The sequence below is a fragment of the Xanthomonas sp. WHRI 8932A genome (genome assembly GCF_035012785.1).
GTDB lineage: Bacteria > Pseudomonadota > Gammaproteobacteria > Xanthomonadales > Xanthomonadaceae > Xanthomonas.
In genome coordinates this window covers 195261-213238 of the sequence record NZ_JAYGQQ010000007.1, presented here as the reverse complement: position 1 = coordinate 213238, position 17978 = coordinate 195261, and the positions used below count along the sequence as shown (strand labels likewise).

17 protein-coding genes and 1 pseudogene are annotated in these 17978 nt (G+C 65.8%); 3 read left to right on the top strand and 15 right to left on the bottom strand.

Going from position 1 to position 17978, the window contains the following annotated elements:
• Nucleotides 1-275: 275 nt before the first annotated feature.
• The 10 genes from hisIE to hisS all read right to left on the bottom strand — a co-directional run bounded on the left by hisIE (nucleotide 276) and on the right by hisS (nucleotide 9375).
• Nucleotides 276-896, bottom strand: coding sequence for a bifunctional phosphoribosyl-AMP cyclohydrolase/phosphoribosyl-ATP diphosphatase HisIE (hisIE, locus tag VC212_RS13215; protein WP_104615444.1), 621 nt, complete (start codon nucleotides 894-896; stop codon nucleotides 276-278).
• Nucleotides 886-1662 carry an imidazole glycerol phosphate synthase subunit HisF gene (gene hisF, locus VC212_RS13210; protein WP_055846413.1) on the bottom strand — a complete coding sequence of 259 codons (777 nt, stop codon included), beginning with the start codon at nucleotides 1660-1662 and terminating at the stop codon, nucleotides 886-888. Before hisF ends, hisIE begins: the two co-directional genes overlap by 11 nt.
• Nucleotides 1656-2390, bottom strand: a complete 735-nt coding sequence (hisA, locus tag VC212_RS13205) for a 1-(5-phosphoribosyl)-5-[(5-phosphoribosylamino)methylideneamino]imidazole-4-carboxamide isomerase (protein ID WP_311239562.1) — start codon at nucleotides 2388-2390, stop codon at nucleotides 1656-1658. The genes hisF and hisA overlap by 7 nt, the downstream gene beginning before the upstream one ends.
• A complete protein-coding gene (gene hisH, locus VC212_RS13200) occupies nucleotides 2387-2989 on the bottom strand; it encodes an imidazole glycerol phosphate synthase subunit HisH (RefSeq protein ID WP_311239563.1) in 603 nt (200 codons plus the stop codon). The genes hisA and hisH overlap by 4 nt, the downstream gene beginning before the upstream one ends.
• The gene (gene hisB / locus VC212_RS13195; RefSeq protein ID WP_323526028.1) at nucleotides 2986-4113 is read right to left on the bottom strand and encodes a bifunctional histidinol-phosphatase/imidazoleglycerol-phosphate dehydratase HisB; all 1128 of its coding nucleotides are present in this window, start codon (nucleotides 4111-4113) and stop codon (nucleotides 2986-2988) included. The genes hisH and hisB overlap by 4 nt, the downstream gene beginning before the upstream one ends.
• Nucleotides 4110-5198, bottom strand: coding sequence for a histidinol-phosphate transaminase (gene hisC / locus VC212_RS13190; RefSeq protein ID WP_311239565.1), 1089 nt, complete (start codon nucleotides 5196-5198; stop codon nucleotides 4110-4112). Before hisC ends, hisB begins: the two co-directional genes overlap by 4 nt.
• The gene (gene hisD, locus VC212_RS13185; protein WP_311239566.1) at nucleotides 5195-6490 is read right to left on the bottom strand and encodes a histidinol dehydrogenase; all 1296 of its coding nucleotides are present in this window, start codon (nucleotides 6488-6490) and stop codon (nucleotides 5195-5197) included. The genes hisC and hisD overlap by 4 nt, the downstream gene beginning before the upstream one ends.
• The gene (gene hisG / locus VC212_RS13180; RefSeq protein ID WP_055846396.1) at nucleotides 6487-7401 is read right to left on the bottom strand and encodes an ATP phosphoribosyltransferase; all 915 of its coding nucleotides are present in this window, start codon (nucleotides 7399-7401) and stop codon (nucleotides 6487-6489) included. Before hisG ends, hisD begins: the two co-directional genes overlap by 4 nt.
• Before the next feature lie 9 nt (nucleotides 7402-7410).
• Nucleotides 7411-7737, bottom strand: a complete 327-nt coding sequence (locus VC212_RS13175) for a YerC/YecD family TrpR-related protein (protein WP_055846394.1) — start codon at nucleotides 7735-7737, stop codon at nucleotides 7411-7413.
• 201 nt (nucleotides 7738-7938) lie between these two features.
• Complete coding sequence (gene hisS, locus VC212_RS13170; RefSeq protein WP_323526027.1) at nucleotides 7939-9375, bottom strand: histidine--tRNA ligase; 1437 nt, start codon at nucleotides 9373-9375, stop codon at nucleotides 7939-7941.
• 248 nt (nucleotides 9376-9623) lie between these two features.
• Between hisS and VC212_RS13165 the strand changes: the two genes are divergently transcribed.
• Entirely contained in the window at nucleotides 9624-10247 is a 624-nt protein-coding gene (locus tag VC212_RS13165; RefSeq protein ID WP_323526087.1) for a helix-turn-helix domain-containing protein, read from the top strand.
• Between the two features lie 215 nt (nucleotides 10248-10462).
• Here the strand turns inward: VC212_RS13165 and VC212_RS13160 are convergent, their stop codons facing one another.
• Nucleotides 10463-11203: a murein L,D-transpeptidase catalytic domain family protein gene (locus VC212_RS13160; protein ID WP_055846381.1), complete on the bottom strand. Its 741-nt coding sequence runs from the start codon at nucleotides 11201-11203 to the stop codon at nucleotides 10463-10465.
• 103 nt (nucleotides 11204-11306) lie between these two features.
• Complete coding sequence (thrC, locus tag VC212_RS13155; protein WP_323526026.1) at nucleotides 11307-12611, bottom strand: threonine synthase; 1305 nt, start codon at nucleotides 12609-12611, stop codon at nucleotides 11307-11309.
• Between the two features lie 158 nt (nucleotides 12612-12769).
• On the opposite strand from thrC, the gene VC212_RS13150 reads away from it, so the two are divergent.
• Nucleotides 12770-13084 carry an EthD family reductase gene (locus VC212_RS13150; protein ID WP_115553618.1) on the top strand — a complete coding sequence of 105 codons (315 nt, stop codon included), beginning with the start codon at nucleotides 12770-12772 and terminating at the stop codon, nucleotides 13082-13084.
• A 74-nt stretch (nucleotides 13085-13158) separates the two neighbouring features.
• Here VC212_RS13150 and VC212_RS13145 read toward each other — a convergent pair whose 3' ends face one another.
• From VC212_RS13145 to VC212_RS13135, 3 genes are all read right to left on the bottom strand, one after another.
• Complete coding sequence (locus VC212_RS13145; protein WP_323526025.1) at nucleotides 13159-14088, bottom strand: homoserine kinase; 930 nt, start codon at nucleotides 14086-14088, stop codon at nucleotides 13159-13161.
• 62 nt (nucleotides 14089-14150) lie between these two features.
• Nucleotides 14151-16658, bottom strand: coding sequence for a bifunctional aspartate kinase/homoserine dehydrogenase I (thrA, locus tag VC212_RS13140; RefSeq protein WP_115553616.1), 2508 nt, complete (start codon nucleotides 16656-16658; stop codon nucleotides 14151-14153).
• Nucleotides 16659-17171: 513 nt separating this feature from the next.
• A complete protein-coding gene (locus VC212_RS13135; protein WP_323526086.1) occupies nucleotides 17172-17657 on the bottom strand; it encodes a TspO/MBR family protein in 486 nt (161 codons plus the stop codon).
• A gap of 103 nt (nucleotides 17658-17760) precedes the next feature.
• Here VC212_RS13135 and VC212_RS13130 point away from each other — a divergent pair.
• Nucleotides 17761-17972, top strand: a pseudogene (locus VC212_RS13130) (integrase core domain-containing protein); the annotation flags it as partial.
• Nucleotides 17973-17978: the final 6 nt, after the last annotated feature.

The following is a 17978-nucleotide window of genomic DNA, read 5'->3' as shown; positions in this document are numbered from 1 at the left end:
TTGTACCCGCCGAGGCAACGTGGACGGCGTAGGCGTGCAAACCACATCGCATCGCATCGCAACGTAGGAGCGCACCAGGGCGCGACGGGGTCTCACCATTAACGCCCCCACATCGCGCCCAGGTGCGCTCCTACGCAAAGACCGGCGGGACGGGTACGTGCTCTGCGGCCACGTGAACGAGACGGGCACTCCACACTACGTCGTAGGAGCGCACCCGGGCGCGATGGGGGCCTTATCGGTAACGCGTCGCGCCTGGGTGCGCTCCTACCAATCCACTACTTGTGCCGCGACTCCAACAATGCCACTGCATCGCCCAGGCCCAGGCCGCGTGCGCGCAGCAGCACGATCAGGTGGTACAGCAGGTCGGCCGATTCGCCGAGCAACTCCGCATCGCCCTGCACCACGCCGGCCAGGGCGGTTTCCACGCCCTCCTCGCCCACCTTCTGCGCGATGCGGCGGATGCCTTGCTCGAACAGCTGGGTGGTGTAACTGCCATGCGGCCGCTCGCGCTCGCGCGTGGCGATCAATGCATCCAGGCTACCGAGGAATTGACCGGGCGCGCTCGGAAAACAACTGGTGCGACCCAGATGGCAGGTGGGACCATGCGGACGCGCCAACACTAGCAACGTATCGGCGTCGCAGTCGGCTTCGATCGAGACCACGCGCAACACGTTGCCCGAGCTTTCGCCCTTGGTCCACAAGCGTTGCTTGCTGCGGCTGAAGAAGGTGACTTCGCCGCGCTGCTGCGTCACTGCCAACGCCTCGGCATTCATGTAGCCCAGCATCAGCACGCGCAGGTTGTCGGCATCCTGCACGACGACCGGCAACAAGCCATCGCCCTTGCTCCAGTCCAGCGCCTGCAGCGCGTCGTCGGTTGCCACGGTGTCACTGCCCATCACGTACCTCGATCTGTTGCGCGCGCAAAAATTGCTTGAGTTCCGGGATCGGAATCGCGCCGCTATGAAACACACTGGCGGCCAGGGCGCCGTCCACATCGGCCTGGTCGAACACATCGGCAAAATGCTGCAGTTCGCCTGCACCACCGGAGGCGATCAACGGCACCCGACACAGCGCACGCACCTGGCGCAACTGCGCGATATCGTAGCCGCGCCGCACGCCATCGTTGTCCATGCAATTGAGCACGATCTCACCGGCGCCCAAACGCTGCGCTTCGGCCACCCAATCCAGCGTACGCATCGGTAGCGCCTGGGTCTTGCTCGGATCGCCGGTGTAGCGACGTACCCGCCACTGGCCGTCTTCTTCACGAATGGAATCGATACCGACCACCACACATTGCACACCAAAGGCATCGGCCAGTTCGGAAATCAGCTGCGGGCGGCCGAGTGCAGGTGAGTTGATCGAAATCTTGTCGGCACCGGCGTGCAGCACCGCACGTGCCGTCTCGACATCGCGGATGCCGCCGGCAACGCAAAACGGAATGTCGATCAGCCGCGCCACGCGCTCGACCCAGGTGTAATCGACCGAGCGCCCTTCCGGGCTGGCGCCGATGTCGTAGAACACCAGCTCATCGGCGCCCTGCGCGCGATAACGCAATGCGAGTTCGACGATATCGCCCATGTCGATGTGGTCGCGGAACTTGACGCCTTTGACCACACGCCCATCGCGCACGTCCAGGCAGGGAATGATGCGACGGCTCAACATGCCAGTGCGTCCTTGAGATCCAGGTGACCTTCGAGCAAGGCCTTGCCCAGCACGATGCCGGCGCAGCCCGAGGCCTTGGCCGCGGCGACGTCGGCAAGATTGCGCGCGCCGCCGGAGACCTGCACCTGCAGCTGCGGCGTGAGCACACGCAGATGCGCGTACAGGTCCATGTTCGGCCCGGACAACATGCCATCACGTGCGATGTCGGTGCACAGCAGGTGCTGCAGGCCGGCCTGCGCGTAGCGCACCGCCAATTGGTCCAACGTGGCCTCGGCCGCTTCGGTCCAGCCATGCACCGGCAGCTGCCACACACCCGCCGCATCCTGCCGCGTGTCCAGCGCAATGGTCAGGCGATCCGCGCCGAATTCCTGCAACCATGCAATCACGGTGTCGCTCTCGCGCACCGCCAGCGAGCCGATCACCACGCGCGCCGCACCGGCGTCGAGGATGTGCGCCACATCGTCGCGCGAACGCACGCCGCCGCCGGTCTGCACCTGCAAGCCGGTGGCGCGCGCAATCTCGCCCAGCGTGCCGGCCAAGGTATAGCCACCGGCCTTGGCCGCATCCAGATCCACCAGATGCATCCACTGTGCGCCGGCATCGGCAAACGCCTGCGCACGCGGCAGCACATCGTCGCCATACTGGGTTTCGCGCGCGTAATCGCCCTGCAACAAGCGCACCACGCGGCCGTTGCGGATATCCAGCGCCGGGTAAACGGTAAAACTCATGGGAAGCTCATCTCAAGAAAATTGCGCAGGATGCGGGCACCGGTCTCGGCTGAGCGCTCCGGGTGAAACTGCGCGCCGCAACGCAGGCCTTGCTGCACCACTGCAGTGAACAAGCCGCCGTGATCGCAAGCAGCCACCGTATCCGGGGTGACTGGCGCGGCGTACCCATGCACGAAATAGGCGCTGGCGCGTTCGGGCAGGCCGGCCAGCAAGGCCGATTCGCGCATCGGCACCAATTGGTTCCATCCCATATGCGGCACGCGGATGCCAAGCGCCGGCGTCATGTGGCGCACCACACCCGGCAACAGGCCCAGACATTCCACATCGCCCTCTTCGGAACGCTCGAACAGCAGCTGCATGCCCAGGCAGATGCCGATCAATGGCACCTGCAACTGGCGCAGCGGCTCGATCAATCCTTGTGAACGCAGCCGTTTCATCGCTTCCGGTGCCGCGCCGACGCCGGGCAGGATCACCCGATCGGCACCCTGCAAACCAGCCGCATCGCGCACCAGTCGGGCTTCCACGCCGAGCCGCTCCAATGCGTAGCGCACCGAGCCCAGATTGGCGCCACCGGCGTCGATCAGCGCAAGGTCAGTCATAGCGCGCCCTTGGTCGAGGGCAGCGCCGTGCCTTCGCGACGGATCGCCTGGCGCAAGGCGCGTGCAAGCGCCTTGAAGCACGCCTCGACCTTGTGGTGATCGTTCTCGCCCCGCACGCTCAGATGCAGGTTCAAGCCGGACGCATCGCAGATGGAACGGAAGAAATGCGGGACCAGCTCGGTGGGCATATCGCCCACGCGTTCGCGCTTGAACTCACCATCGAACACGAAGTACGGCCGGCCACTGAAATCCAGCGCAGCGCTGGCGATGGTTTCATCCATCGGCAAGGTGAACCCGTGTTGCGCGCCCTCGCCCGCCGCAAGCCAAGGGCTTTCGGCCGGATCGAACCCATAGCGGCCAATTCCGCGCTTGTTGCCCAGGGCTTCGCGCAGTGCCTGGCCCAGCGCCAGGCCGGTGTCTTCGATGGTGTGGTGCTCATCGATATGCAGGTCGCCGTCGGCGCGGATATCCAGCGCAAAGCCGCCGTGCTTGCCGATCTGCTCCAGCATGTGATCGAAGAACGGCAGGCCGGTGGCGGTATGCGGTTCGGCCACGCGATCCAGGTCCAGCTCGACACGGATCTTGGTTTCTTTGGTATTACGCTGAACCACCGCACGCCGTGGCGCATCGGCCAGTTCGTGCGCGATGCCCGGCCAATCCCAGTCGCCGCCGAATTCGTCGGTGCGTAGCTGGAATCCGCGGATGTTGAGGTTCTGCGCAAACTGGATATCGGTGAGGCGGTCGCCCACCATTGCCGAGCGCGCCCAGTCGATGTTGCGGTCTTGCAGGTAAGGCACCATCAGCCCAACGCCAGGCTTGCGCGTGGGCGCGTTATCGGCCGGCCAGCTGCAGTCGATCAGCACTTCGCGGAACTCGATGCCTTGGCTGGAGAAGATCTGCAGCATCAGGTTGTTGGGGCCATCGAATGCGGCGCGCGGATAGCTGTCGCTGCCCAGACCGTCCTGATTGGTGACGATGACGAACTGATAGCCGGCATCGCGCAGCTTGAGCATCGCCGGAATCACGTTATCGACAAAGCGCAGCTTCTCGTAGGCGTCGATCTGGTAGTCGGCCGGCTCGGTGATCAGCGTGCCATCGCGGTCGACAAAAAGGATCGGGGTCATGCGGCCTCCTGCTTGCGCTGCAGCGCGCCAAGCACGCGTTGGTTCTGTTCGACCGTGCCCAGCGTGATACGCAATGCATCGGACAGGCGCGGCACCGCGCGTTGATCGCGTACCACCACGCCGGCTTCCAACAGCGCCTGGAAGGCAGCCTCTGCGTCGTCGAACCGCACCAGCAAAAAGTTACCTTGCGACGCATACACCTGGCGGACGCCGGCAAGCTGCGTCAATGCCACACGCACGCGCTCACGCTCGCTGCGCACCTCGGCAATCCGCCGGCGTGTGACCTCCAGTGCCGGCGCAGACAACGCTTGCTCGGCCATCACCGCGCACGGCGTGGGGACCGGATACGGGGCCTGGCAGCGTCGCAACAACGCGATCAATTCGGCATTGGCGATCAGGCAGCCAATGCGTGCAGCGGCAAGCGCATGCGCCTTGGACAAGGTGCGCAGCACGGCAAGATTGTCGTAGCGGCTCAGCAGCGTCACCGCAGATGGCACGTCCGAAAATTCGCCGTAGGCTTCGTCCACAACCACCAGCGCCTTGCCCTGCAGCGCCTGCACTGCAACTTCGATGTCCTGCAACGCAATCGCCGACCCCGCCGGGTTGGAGGGCGAGCACAAAAACACCAGCTTCGCCTTCGAGGCCAGTGCCGCCTCGACGATGGCGGCGATGTCTGCATGGAATCCATCGCTGCCATCGACCAATGGCACCTCCACCAGCGGCGCATTCTGCAAGCGCGCGCAGACCGCATACATGCCAAACACCGGTGGCGTCACCACCACTGCATCGCGCTCGGGCACGCACAGGCCGCGTACCAGCAGGTCGATCGCTTCGTCACTGCCGCGGCCAATCAGCAGTTGCTCGGGGGCGCAGCCATACAACTCTGCCAGCGCCACGCGTAGGCCCTTGGGTTGCGGGTCGGGATAGCGTCGCGTGCTGCCGTGGGGATCGGCCGGGTTGCCCCAGGCCGATTCGTTGGCGTTGAGCCAGACATCGCCCTGCAACGCGCTGGTGCGCGCCGACGAATAGCCGGCAAATGCACGCAGGTCTTCGCGCACCAACTCAAGAATCGATGGCGTGCTCATGCCGCCACTCCCATGCGCAGCGCCACCGCATTGGCATGCGCATCCAGGCCTTCGGCGCGCGCAAGAATCAACGCGCACTCGCCGATGCCATCGATGCCGGCCTTGCTCGCCGCCTGCACGCTGACCATGTTCTGGAAGCTGGCCACGCTCACGCCGCTATACGCGCGCGCCGCGCCGCTGGTCGGCAACACATGGTTGGTGCCGCTGCAGTAATCGCCCAAGGCTTCGGGTGTGTAGTCGCCGAGAAATACCGAGCCGGCCGCTTCCACCTGGTTCAACCATGCGCGCGGTTCGCGCAGCGCCAGAATCAAGTGCTCGGGCGCATAGCGGTTGCTGATCACAAATGCCTCGTCCAGCGATTGCACCTTGACCAGCCGCGACTGCGCCAGCGCCTGACGGGCGATAGCGGCACGCGACAGCTGCGCCAGTTGCACATCCAACTCCACTTGCACGGCGGCAATCAACGCATCGCTGTCGGACAACAACAAGACCTGCGAGTCTGGGCCATGTTCGGCCTGCGATAGCAGGTCGGCAGCCACAAAGGCGGGCTGCGCGCCGGCATCGGCAATCACCAGCACTTCCGACGGACCGGCCGGCATATCGATCGCTGCCGCGCCAGACTGCGCCACCTGCTGCTTGGCTTCGGTGACGTAGCTATTGCCCGGCCCGAACAACTTGTCGCAGCTCGGCACCGACTCGGTGCCATAGGCCATCGCCGCAATCGCCTGCGCGCCGCCGAGCTTGAATACGCGGCGCACGCCGGTGAGCTGCGCGGCGACCAGCACCGCCGGATCCACGCTACCGTCCTTGCGCGGCGGCGTGCACAGCACGACCTCGCGACAGCCGGCCAGACGCGCGGGAACACCGAGCATCAACGCGGTCGACGGCAACGGCGCGCTGCCGGCCGGCACGTACAACCCCACCCGCCCGATCGGCCGCACGATCTTCTCGCAGACCACGCCTGGCGCGGTTTCCACTGCATACCCTTCGCTCATGCCGGCGCGGTGGAAGGTGTCGATGCGCGCGACAGCGTCCTGCATGGCCTGACGCAACTCCGGCGCCACGGCGGCCTCGGCGGCGGCAAATTCGGCCGCGCTCACTGCAAAACTGTCCAGCGACACGCCATCGAAACGCGCGGTGATTTCGCGCAATGCCGCATCGCCACGGGCACGCACATCGCTGATCAAGCTGGCGACCGCGTCGCGGGTCTGTGTGGCCACGGTCTGCACCGGGCGCGTCAAGGCGTCGGTACGCGACGCGCTGTCGAGTTGGGACCAATCGAGAATGTTCATGCCAGCGAGCGCTCCACTGTCAACACCATCAAGCCTTGCGCACCTGCGCGTTCGAGTTCTTCCAACCGTTGCCAGGTCACCGCGCCGTGACACATGGTCTGCAGCCGCAGTGCGCCGTTGCCATCGTCCGGCAGCTGTACCAGCGGGTCGGCATCGGGCAGCAGGCGGCGTAGCGCATCCACGTTGCCGTGTTCGGCACGGAACATCAGCAGTTTGCTGTCGCGCAACTTGAGCACGCCGTCCATGCGTCGCAGCAGCATCGCCAGCAACGCGGCGCGCGCATCGGCCGGCTCGCGTACGGCGCCGGCCAGCACGGCTTCACTTTCCATCACCAGCTCCACCGGCTTGAGCTGATTGGCCGCCAACGTGGCGCCGCTGGACACCAGGTCGCAGATCAGATCGGCAGTGCCGAGACGCGGTGCGATCTCCACCGAACCCGACAATTCCACCACCGCCGCATCGATGCCCTGCCGCTCCAGCCAGTCGGCCAGGATCGCCGGGTAGCTGGTGGCGATGCGCTTGCCCGCCAGTTGCTGGATGCCCTGCCAGTCCCATTCTTCCGGCACTGCCAGCATCAGCCGGCACTGGCCGAAACCGACCCCGCGAACAGCGTGGTACGCAGCCGGCAAGCCAGCGCGACGACGCGACGACGCCTGCTCGTCCAGCTCGTTCTGGCCCACGATGCCCAGGTCGCAGACGCCATCGGCAATCAGGCCCGGGATGTCGTCATCGCGTACCAGCAGCAAGTCCACCGGCAACGATTCGCCATAGCAGAACAATTTGTCGCGGCTCTGCCGCCAGCTCAGCCCGCAGGCGGCCAGCAGGCTGCGCGCCGGCTCGGCCAGACGGCCGTTTTTCTGGATGGCAATACGCAACCGGTCACGTGCCGGCGCTGCCGTGGAAGCACTCATCTTGTTCTCTCAGTGGGAATCGACAGGGCGCGACGACTGCTCGCGCAAGGCCTCGGCATAGCCGCCGGCGCCATGATCCAGGGTGCGCGCAACGCGCCCGATGGTGGTCACGCTGACCTGGGTCAGCTCGTGGATTTCTCGGTACGGCACGCCCTTGATCAGCAGCGGCACCACCCGCCAGCGGTCGGCCATGGCCTCCAGCTCGGCGGGCGTGCACAGATCGCGCAGAAATGCCTCGACCGAACCGGGCTCGGTCAGGCATGCCAGTGCATCGGCCAGCATCTTGAGGGAGGCGGCGACGTCGGTGGTTTCGCGGGGAGCGGGTCGTTGTTTCATTGCGTTAATGTAATAGCGTGTTAGTACATTAACGCAAATCGTGCGCTAGCGACAAGGCCTGGGACGCGAACTGTTCAGGCCAAAATCCGAATCAGCTACATGCAGGCAATGAAAAACCCACTGATGCCAGGCATCAGTGGGTTCGTCTTCGCAGCGATCAGTCGGCTGGGTCTAGCCAAGCGCATCGGCCGAACCATCCGCTCAACCGGCCTTGTCGCCCCCGGCCACCAACATCGCCTTGGCCTGCTCCAGCTCCACCTGCAGCGTGCTCGCCAACTCTTCGCGCGCCACATCGAACTGCTGCTCGCGGACCAGATCCTTGACCGCTACCACGCCGCGCGCGAGTTCGTCGTCGCCGGCCAGCACCACAAAGCGGATGCCGGCGCGGGCGGCGTACTGGAATTGCTTGCCGACCTTCTTCGGCTCCATCTGCACTTCGGTGTTGATGCCACCGATGCGCAGCCGGCGCGCAATATCCAGCGCGTCGTCCAGGCGGGTTTCGTCCATCAGCGCCACCATGGCCTGCACGCTGCTTTCGGCAATGCCCTGGATCAGGCCGGCCTCGCGCAGCTGCCAGAACAATCGGGTCAGGCCGATCGAGATGCCCACGCCCGGCAGCTTGGACTTGGTGTAGTGGCTGGCCAGGCTTTCGTAGCGGCCGCCGGAGCAGATCGAGCCGATCTGCGGGTGGTCGGTGAGCGTGGTTTCGTAGACGGTGCCGGTGTAGTAGTCCAGCCCGCGCGCGATCGAGAAGTTCAGGCAGTACGCGCTTTCCGGCACGCCCAGCGCCTTGACCAGCTCCAGCACCTCGCGCAATTCGGCAATGCCCTCGCCCAGCGTCGCGCTGGCGCCGACCGAGGCTTCCAAGGCCTGCAACTGCGCCAGCGCATCGGCATGGCCGCTTGAGCGCACCGCCACGAAGGCCAGGATCTTGGCGACCTGCTCGGCAGCAATGCCGAAGCCCTCGCCCACCAGCGTGTCGCGCACATAATCGGCGCCGCGCTTGTCGATCTTGTCGACCTCGCGCAACACCGCCAGCTGCAACTCGCCTTCGGCCACGCCCAGGCTTTCGAAGAACCCGCGCAGCAACTTGCGGTTGTTCAACTGCACCTTGAAATCGCCGATGCCCAGTTCGGCGAACACCGCGTGGATGACCGCCAGCACTTCGGCGTCGTAGCGGATGCTCAGCGCATCCTTGCCGATCACATCGATATCGCACTGGTAAAACTCGCGGAAACGCCCGCGCTGCGCACGCTCGCCGCGGTACACGCGCTGCATCTGATAACGACGGAACGGGAAGCTGAGATCGTGCTCGTGCTCGGCGACATAGCGCGCCAGCGGCACGGTGAGGTCGAAGCGCAGCGCCAGCTCCGGCAAGCCGCCGTTTTCGGTACCGTCGTCAGCTGCGGCTGCCGCATTGGCCAACGCGCCGGTGGACTGCACGAAATAGACCTGACGCTCGGTTTCGCCGCCGGATTTGGTCAGCAGCACGTCGGACAGCTCGAACACCGGGGTCTCGACCGGCAGGAACCCGAACCGCTCGTAGTTGCGGCGGATGACGTCCAGCATGCGCTGGAACGCGATCTGCTCGCGTGGCAGCAATTCCATGATGCCGGGCGGCGTACGGGGCTTGATCACGAGCGAAACTCCTGCAGAACGACTGGGGCGAGCCCGCAATTCTACCGGCTGGGCGGCCGCGCTGAGCGCATGGCGTATCATCGATCTGCGTCCCAGGCAGTGCGTGACCCATGTATCGGCAGCTTTCAGACCCCAGCGTGACCTGCCCGGCGCCCGGCACCGCATCCGGCAGCGACGCGCGCAGCTCCGATTGCGCGCTATGCGCGGTCCGCGGCCGTGCGATCTGCGCGGCATTGTCGCCGCAGGAAATGGACGCACTCGATGAGGCCACCACTGCGTCCAGCTATGCACCCGGCAATACGCTGGTGCGTGCCGGCGATGCGCGCCAGCACGTCTACACCGTCACCTCCGGTGCCTTGCGCCTGGTGCGCACGCTGGCCGACGGCCGCCGCCAGATCACCGGTTTCGTGCTACCCGGCGACTATGTAGGGCTGACCGAAACCGCGCAGCACCGCCACGATATCGAAGCCATGGTCGACAGCCGCGTGTGTCGTACGCCGATGGCGCAGATGCGCCAGTTGCGCGATCGCTACCCGCATCTGGAGCGCAAGCTGCTGCAACGCGCCAGCATGGAACTGGCCGCCGCGCAGGACACCGGCCTGCTGTTGGCGCGGCTGCAGCCCAGCGAACGGTTGGCGCACTTTCTGCTGCGCCTGGCCGCCCGCTCCACCCAGCCCGGCGCCAGCGGCGACACCGTGGCGCTGCCGATGAGCCGCGGCGACATCGCCGACCATCTCGGGCTGACCATGGAAACGGTAAGCCGCACCTTCACCAAACTCAGGCAGCAGCAGCTGATCGCGCTGCCGCAACTGCAGCTGGTGCAGATCCTGGACTACGCCGCCCTGCGCAGCCTGGCGTGCGACACGGTCTGAGCGCTATCTGGTCGATGGTGGTTGAACAATTGGTTTGATTGCATGGCCGCGCCACTGCACGTTGGCGACGACGCGGCGCCAATACGCTCGGCGGTGACGAAGACAGCTGTGTGCTGGCCGGATGGCGGCACGCAATGCGACAGCGCAGATGCGCTCAACTCGCGCCGGCTGTGTTCTCAACTACGTTGTCGAATCAGCACGCAGCGCACGACACTTCAACGCCCACCCGCACTCGCCACCGATGCACCGCAGCCGCTACTCAGCAGTTGCGACTGCCGCAGCCAGGCACGGTCGGGGTAATAGGCGAACACGAACGCGCCCTCGCGCAAAGTGTCGATCAGCTGCCTGGCCACTGCCGGCCGAACTGCCGGGCAGCCAAGGCTCCGCCCCAGCCGACCCTGGCTGCGGATGATGGCCTCGCTGACGTAGGGCGCACCGTGGATCACGATGGCGCGGTCGCGCGCGTGATCGTTGAAACCCGGCTCCAGGCCTTTGAGCCGTAACGAATAACCGTTGTGGCCAGTGTAGGACTCCTGCGCGGTAAACGCCCCCAGGCTGGACTGGAAGCTGCCGTCGGCATTGGAGAACTTCGCGGCAAGGTTCTCGCCGGTATTGCGCCCGTGCGCCACCCATTCCTGGAACAACAACCGCTGCCGTGCCAGATCGAACACCCACAGCCGGCGTTCGGTCGACGGCCGGCTGTAGTCGATGACGCTGAGCACACGCTCATCGCCCACCTGCTGGCGTTGCCGCGCGCATTGCAACGCTTCGGTGGCCAACGCCAGAACCTGGCGATCCAGCGACGGCGCCTGACGCGCCAAGGCATCGATCAGCCCGGCACGCGGCGCGCCCAATGGCGACACCGGAGACGCAGCCATGGTATCGGCCGCCACGGCCGCACCCGCCGCTGCCCATCCGCACAACGCGGCGGCAACGGCAATCACTCGATAAGACATGCAGCAACCCACATCGAACGCGGCGCCACGCCGGGGCCGCACCCCGATAGAGATAGCCCCATGCGCGGCACTTTCCAACCCCGGCTGGCTGAACGCGTTTGGCTCAGCCCGCATCCGCAAGCAGACGCTGCCGGAACGCGGCGTAATCCGGCGCCAGCGCTTCGGCGTGTGCCGGACGTTGCAGCAGCGCCGCCAATGCCGGCGGAACATCGACCGCGCGGCCAATCAACGGCTCCACCACCCCTTCGAACTTGGCCGGATGCGCGGTGGCGGCCACGGCCCAGTCGCCGGTCACGCCCTCGGCACCTTCGGCACGCAATTGCTCCAGCACATGCACTGCGGTGGCGGTGTGCGGGCAATGCACTTCGCCGTAGCGCGCATAGCGCTGCTGGATGGTGTGGCTGATGGCCGCATCGTCGACCGACAGGGCGCGGAAAGCCTCGCGCAACGCCGCATCGTCACCTTGGTACAGCCAGCGCAGCCGCTCGAAATTGCTTGGTGCACCCACGTCCATCGCATTGGCCAGGGTCGCCACGCTGGGCTGCGGGGCGTAGTCGTCGCCGGCAAAGTAATCCGGCAACACGTGGTTGGCGTTGGACGCCAGCGCGATCTTGCCCAACGGCACCCCGAGCGCGCGCGCCAGGATCGCGGCCAGCCCGTTGCCCAGATTGCCGGTGGGCACCACCAGATTCAGCACACTGCCCGCCGTCGCCTGGTGCTGCAGGGCGGCATGCGCGTAGTAGCTCATCTGCGGCAGCAAGCGGCCCAGGCTGATGCTGTTGGCCGAGCTCAGCGGCACCTGCGTCTGCAGCGCTGTGTCGCTCAAGGCCTGCTTGACCATCGCCTGGCAATCGTCGAACGAGCCGGCCACCCGCAATGCCTGGATGTTGTCGCCAAAACAGCCCAGCTGATGCGCCTGACGCGGCGACACCCGCCCGTCCGGATACAGCACCACCACGCGCAAGCCCGGCTGGCGATGGAATGCCGCCGCCACCGCAGCGCCGGTATCGCCGGACGTGGCCACCAGAATGGTGAGCGGGCGGTCTTCAGCACGGCGTAGACGGGTCAGGCAGGCAGCCAAAAAGCGCGCACCGAAATCCTTGAATGCAGCGGTCGGGCCATGAAACAGCTCCAGCGCGTAATCGCCGGGCGTGGCCAGCGCCACCAGCGGCGCCGGGAAATCGAACGCCTCGGCGCAGATGGCGGGCAACTCGGGCGCCAACGCATCGCCTTCAAAAAACGGCTGCAGCAAGGTGGTGGCTGTCGCGGCCAGGTCGGCGCCAGCGGCCAGCGTGCGCGCCGGCGGCAAGGTCTGCGGCACATACAGTCCGCCATCGGGGGCCAGGCCGGCGGCAATCGCCTGGCTCAGGCTTGCGGCGGGTGCGCCGCCACGGGTGGAGATGAACATCAGCGTGACTCCAGGCAAAAACAGGACCGGGCGTGACCCGGCAATGAAATGATCGAGGCAATGGGCATGGCTGGCGCGGTTGCTGCGTTCCGCCGAATGGTCGCCTGCGCGCGCCGGCGCGGCGCTATGCTGCGCGCACCTTTCCGTGGAGTCGGCAGATGATCAAGGTCAGTGTGATGTACCCCTACCGCGAAGGCGCCCGTTTCGACCACACCTATTACCGCGACCAGCACATGCCGCTGGTGGCCGCGCGCATGGGTGCGGCCTGCCTGCGTTACACGGTGGACAAGGGGCTCAGTGGCGGCGAGCCCGGCAGCACGCCGGCCTTCATCGGCATGTGCCATATCTTTTGCGACTCGGTGGAAGCTTTCAACGGCAGCTTCGGCCCGCACGCGACAGAGATCCTGGCCGACATCGCCAACTACACCGACCTCAGCCCGGTGATGCAGATCAGCGAGGTCGTGGTGGAATGAGCTGCTTGCAGCGTGTTGCGTGCTCCACACGCCGCACGCTGCATTCTGCCTAGCCGGGACATGCAGATGCCGGCTCATTCGATCAGCCGTGCGGCCGGGCTGGCGATCGGCGACACCCAGGACTGACTATCGAACCCGGCAGCGGCGAAGGCAGCCTGCACCGCAGGCGCCGCGGCTTGCGCGGCGGCGCGCGTTTCGAACCATGCAAACACGCTGGGGCCGGCACCGGAAATGCTGGCGCCCATTGCGTCATGCCCCAGCGCAGCCTGCTTGGCGGCGGCAAAGCCGGTGATCAATGGCGCACGGCGTGGCTCGACCAGGACATCGCGCAAGCCGGCACGCACCAACCCGGCATCGCCGACATGGCAGCCCGCCAGCACTAACGCAAGATTGGTGCTCTGCGCGACAAACTCGCGCAATTGATAATCGCCGGCCAGGGCCTCGCGCGCGCGACGGGTTTCCAGCACTGCGTCCGGGTGCACCAACAGGCTATGCCACGCCGCTGGCACCGCGATCCGCACCAGCCGCTCCAGCGTGCACAACACCAAGCCCCCTAAAAACAGCGGCCCCAGATTGTCGCCATGCCGGCTACCGCTGGCGACGGCTTCGCCATCGAGCGCATGCTGATACAACTGTGTCGTGCTCAACGGCGTGTCCAGCAGTGCGTTTGCCGCCACCAACGCGGCCACGCACGAGGCTGCCGAGCCGCCCATCCCCGAGCTCAGCGCAATGCCCTTGTCGATCTCCACTTCAAAGCCGTAAGGCAGCTCCAATGCAGCGCGCAGTGACATCAAGGCGGCGCCGGCGGTATTGCGCTCGGCATCCAGCGGCAACGCGACGGTAGTGCCGCGAATGGCGGCGATGCGTACCACCGGCGTATCGATGCGACGCACCGTCACCGTATCGCCCACGCCATCGACCGGATACCCCAACAGGTCGAAGCCCACGGCAACATTGGCAACCGATGCCGGGGCGAAGGCGCGCGCTTGGTGCAGAGCGCCCATGCCGGAAGACGCACCGCTTGCTTGCGTATACGCGACTGCGGATTGACCGCTCACCGCCTGATTCACAACCGCGCCCCCTCGCCTGCTGCAACGCGCAGCAGATCGGCAAAGACACCGGCCGCGGTGACTTCCGGCCCGGCGCCCGGGCCCTGCACCACCAGCGGGTTTTCGCAGTAACGCCGCGTAGTGAACTGCACCACGTTGTCGGTCAGACGCAGATTGGCGAACGCATGATCGGCCGGCAGTTCCACCAGGCCCACGCTGGGCGCGCGATCGGGCGGCAGCTGCGCGACATAGCGCAACACATTGCCGCGTGCACGCGCATCGGCCAGCCGTTGCGCGAATCCCGCGTCCACGTCCTGCAGATGCGCCATGAAGTCATCCACACTGGCCTGACGCAAGGTTTCGGGCACCAGGCTTTCCACGTTGACGTCTTCCAGGCTGATCGCGCGCCCCGCTTCGCGCGCCAAAATCACCAGCTTGCGGGCCACATCCACGCCCGACAGATCGTCGCGCGGGTCCGGCTCGGTATAGCCCATGCCCCGCGCCTGGGTGACCAGTTCGGAGAACGCCACACTGCCGTCGTATTTGTTGAACAGCCACGCCAGCGTGCCGGAGAAGATGCCTTCGATCGAGGTCACCGCATCGCCGGTATCGACCAGATCGCGCAACGTGGTGATCACCGGCAGGCCTGCACCCACGGTGGCCTCGTAACGGAAACGCGCGCCACTGGCGTCGGCTGCCGCACGGATCGCCTCGTAGCGCGCCAATGGGCCGGAGCCGGCTTGCTTGTTCGGCGTCACCACGTGGATACCGGCCGCCAACCAACCCGCATAGCGGTCGGCCACTTCGGCACTGCCGCTGCAATCGATGATCACCGTATGCGGCAGATGCGCAGACAGCAGATGCGTGGTGAACCGCTCCAGATCGGTCGCGGTAGCTGCGGACGCGAAGGCATCGCGCCAGTTGCCCACCAGACCGCGCTCGTCAAGCAACATGCGGCCACGCGACACCACCGCGCGCAAGCGCAGGTCGATATTGGCCTTGCCCAGCAATTGCGGCTGCGCGATGCGCAACTGATCCAGCAACGCCGCGCCTACATTGCCCGGCCCGATCACGCCCACCGAGAACGTCTGCGGCGACAGCCAGAAGCCGGCATGCGCCGCGCGCAAGGCCTTGGTCGCATGCGCCGCATCGATGGCCACCGAGATATTGCGCTCCGACGAACCCTGCGCGATGGCCAGAATATTGACCTGTGCGCGCCCCAGCGATTCGAACAAGCGCGCAGCAACACCCGGCTGGCCGGCCATGCCATCGCCCACCGCCGCCAACACGCTGATGCCGGTGGTCAGCTGCACACGCTGCACCTGGCCAACGGTGAGTTCGTGCGCAAACGCCTGCAACAACGCATTGCGTGCACGCTCGGATTCGTGCTGTTTGACCACGCAGCAGATCGAATGCTCGGACGAGCCCTGCGAGATCATCACCACCGACACCTGCGCCGTCCGCAGCGCCGCGAACACGCGCTCGGCAGTGCCTGGCACGCCGATCAAGCCAGTGCCTTCCAGATTCAACACCGCCAGGTCGGGACTGAGCGTCAACCCCTTGATCGGCCCGCTCACCGCGCTGCTGGCGGTGATGCGCGTGCCCGGATGTTCGGGCTGGAAGGTGTTGCGGATGATGATCGGCAGGCCGCGCTCGATCGCCGGCGACATGGTCTGCGGGTGCACCACCTTCGCACCGAAATAGGCCAGCTCGCAGGCCTCGTCGTAGCTCAAGGTTTCCAGCTGCACCGCCTCCGGCACCACGCGCGGATCGGCCGACAGCACGCCATCCACGTCGGTCCAGATATGCAGCTCCTCGGCATCGAACAAGGCCGCGAAGATCGCGCCGGAATAATCGCTGCCGTTACGCCCCAGCGTGGTGATCCGGTCGGCGCGGTCGCGCGCCACAAATCCGGTCACCACGACCCGCGTCTGCGGATGCGCCTGGCGCCAGGTCGCAAGCCGCTGCGCGCTGACATCCCAGTCCACATCCACGCCGAGCTCACCACGGTTGACCACCAGCACATCGCGCGCATCCAGTACCGCGCAGTCTTCGCCGATGGCGCGGAAGTGATCGCCCAGCAGTTGCGCCGAATACACCTCGCCCAGGCCCTGCACGCGGTCGAGCACCTCGCGCGGCAACTCGCCGATCACCGCCAAGGCACCCAGGATCTGCGCCAGATGCTCGAAGCGTTCGTCCAGCCATTCCACCGTGGGACCCGAGTGTTCGCCGAGCAAGGCCACCGCCGCACCGCGATGGCGTGCGCGCGTGTCATGCCAGCGCTCGCGCCACTCCGGGCGATCCTGCGAAGCCAGCTCGGCCAGTTCGATCAAGGCATCGGTGACACCTTTCATCGCCGAGACCACGGTGACCTGCACGGTCTCCTCGCGCGCCAGCAACAGGCGCGCAACATGCCGATAGCGCTCGGCATCGGCCACCGACGTGCCGCCGAATTTGTGCACAACGGTGCGTGCGGAAGAGGCGGCAACAGCAGCAGGTTCGAGCGAAACGACAGGCGATGACATCGACAGACCTCGTTAGGGAGGCCCCGTCCGCATCAGATGAGGGAGGAAAGCCCCCGCATCCTGATCCGGGTGCGGGGCCGTTGTTTTCGGAAGTTACGCGAAGACGACGGGCCGCACCGGGCGAATGGTGACGGTGGTAATGGTGGTGGTAATGCCGGCCACGCCCGCACCCGGCCGCAGCAGCGGCTGACAGAGAAGCGAAGCGGTGGAACAGGCGTTAGGCATGTACGCAAAAGACATCACCGGGCCGAGGCCTGTCAAGCATTGCGTGAATGCGCGCTTGCGCCCCGATGATCGCCTGATCAGAAAACCTTGCTGGACAGTGCTTTAAGCAATCCTTCGGCAAGCGATTGATTGCTATGGAAACTTTTTAGGCAGTGGCAAGACCGTTGCTTGCGCAGCCCATGTACCCGCGAAAAGGGCGTCGCAGCAAGCAGATCTTCGCGCGCAGCTCGGTTCGTGCGCTTAGCAATCCCGCCTGGAACTCGGCCAAAGCGCCTTGAGCTAGCTTGCTCACAGCACGCCAGGGTTGAGCTGCCACACCGCGTAATTCAATGCTGCTGCAAAGCTGACCCACAACAGATACGGCACCAACAGCCACCCGGCCAACCGTTGCCGCTTGCCGAAGGCGGCAATCGTGCAGGCCAATGACAGCCACAGCGCCACGATGTCCGCGAAGGCCCACGCCCCCTGATGCCACGCGAAGAACAACCAGCTCCACAGCCCGTTCAAGCCCAACTGCAGAACAAATAGACCAAGCGCTCCCCGGCACGCACGCCATCCCCCGCGTCGCCAGACCAGCCAGGCCGCCACGGCCATCATCCCGTACAACGCCGTCCACACCGGACCGAACAACCAACCGGGCGGCGCCCACGCCGGCCGCGCCAGCTCCGCATAGAAGATGGCCGCCTGGATGGACGCCATCGCACCAAGCCCGGCCACGGCGTAGCACAGTGCCAGCCAGCCGATCAGCCCGAACCACTGCCCTTTCTTCGACATCATCACGGCATATCCCAGAGTGAAAAACGAGGCGCTGATGCCGCACTCGCAGAAGCCGCTAAGCTGCCATAACGGCCGTCCAGACGGTGCAAATGCTGCGTTCGAGAGTTTCAACGGAGGCTACCGGCACGGCATGCTGGAGATGCACATCTTCCGCACACCGAACGAGTTGAGCGAGCAGACCACGCATTGGCTGAACGCCTAGAACGAACAGACACCGCACGACAGCATGGGCGGACTACGCCCGCCGAGTTTCGTGGTCAACATCCATCGCGGACCTCTAAGTTTCATGTGGTACAGAGTTGCGGCGGCTGAAACTAT